This window comes from Micromonospora sp. RV43 (genome assembly GCF_001029515.1).
Classification (GTDB): Bacteria; Actinomycetota; Actinomycetes; order Mycobacteriales; family Micromonosporaceae; genus Micromonospora; species Micromonospora aurantiaca.
Map to the genome: position 1 here is coordinate 1 of NZ_LEKG01000364.1, position 1205 is coordinate 1205.

2 protein-coding genes are annotated in these 1205 nt (G+C 71.4%); both read left to right on the forward strand.

The features are described from left to right. A partial coding sequence (locus ABD52_RS37205; protein WP_235437691.1) for a helix-turn-helix domain-containing protein occupies nt 1–408 on the forward strand: 408 nt, incomplete at its 5' end. Next, the gene (locus tag ABD52_RS39645; RefSeq protein ID WP_152748382.1) at nt 405–773 is read left to right on the forward strand and encodes a hypothetical protein; all 369 of its coding nucleotides are present in this window, start codon (nt 405–407) and stop codon (nt 771–773) included. The genes ABD52_RS37205 and ABD52_RS39645, both read left to right, overlap by 4 nt. The last annotated feature ends 432 nt before the right edge of the window (nt 774–1205 follow it).

Here is a 1205-nt window from a genome sequence, read left to right on the forward strand (position 1 = left end):
CTGCACGAGAAGCTGGACACCACCACCGCCGGGGGCATGTTCGTCTTCCACGTCTTCGCCGCCCTGGCCGAGTTCATCCGCACGATCATCGTGGCCAACACCAACGAGGGCCTGGCCGCCGCCCGCGCCCGCGGCCAACGCCTCGGCCGCCCGCCGGCGATGACCCCGGAGAAGGTCGCCTACGCGATGCAGCTCCTGGCGGAGCCGGACCGGTCGATCTCGTCGATCGCGAAGCTGCTCGGGATCTCCCGCAGCACCCTGTACAAGGCGCTGCCCGCGCTCGTCCCGCCGCAGCTGGCCCGGGAACGCCTGGCGGCGCAGATCGCCGCGCTGCCGGCCGACACCCGGCCCGCGCCCTCGCTGCGCCCGTACGACGCCCTGCTCAACCAGGAACCAGCCCGGTCGTGACCCCGAGGGAGACGGAACCGGCCGGCTGGCGGCTCGCCCGGGAGCTGGCCAGGAGCCTCTGGCGCGAGCTGCGCGCCGGCCCGCAACCGCTTCCCGTGCTCTACCTCGCCTGCGACGGCTGCGGCCAGGTCACCGCGCACACCCGGGTGCAGAAGGTCATGAGCATCAGCGACGGAACACTCACCACCTCGCCACCAGAAGCGGTGTGCGAGGCGTGCGAGCACGCCCAGCCCGCGCGATCGGCGACGAGCTGCCCGCCGACACCACGGTCATCTGCACCGGTCACCGGTTCCGGCGGCTCGGATTCCGGCGCCGACGCACGGTGTGCGGCGAAGCCTTCGCCGTCCCGGTCGCTGCGGTGCTAGTGGTTTGTCCGTGGTACGTGACCCGGCAGGCCGGGCCTGGTCGCAGCCCGGGGCAGGCGACGTAGTGACGGGTGGCTGTTTAAGGCAGGCGTGAAACACCTGGTCCGGGCAGGTGCCGGGGTGACGGACGGATCGGCATATGTCAGCGCGACGACCCGCTCGGTCACCGGTGGTGCAAGTTGCAGGATCTGCCGCTATCGATCCTTGTTGTCGATCGTCGCTGATGGTTGCGGTGCGGTGTCTGGTTGTAACCGAGGAGCCTTAGGGAGGTCTCATGAGGATCACCAGAGCACTACTCGCCGCCGGGCTGACGGTCGTGTCGATCGCGGCGGTCCTGCCCGGCGCGGCGTCGGCCGCGCCGTCGTGGAAGGGCCTGACCGGCCCGGCCGGGACCGGGTTGCAGGCCTGCGTGGCGCAAGCGAAGACGCAGCG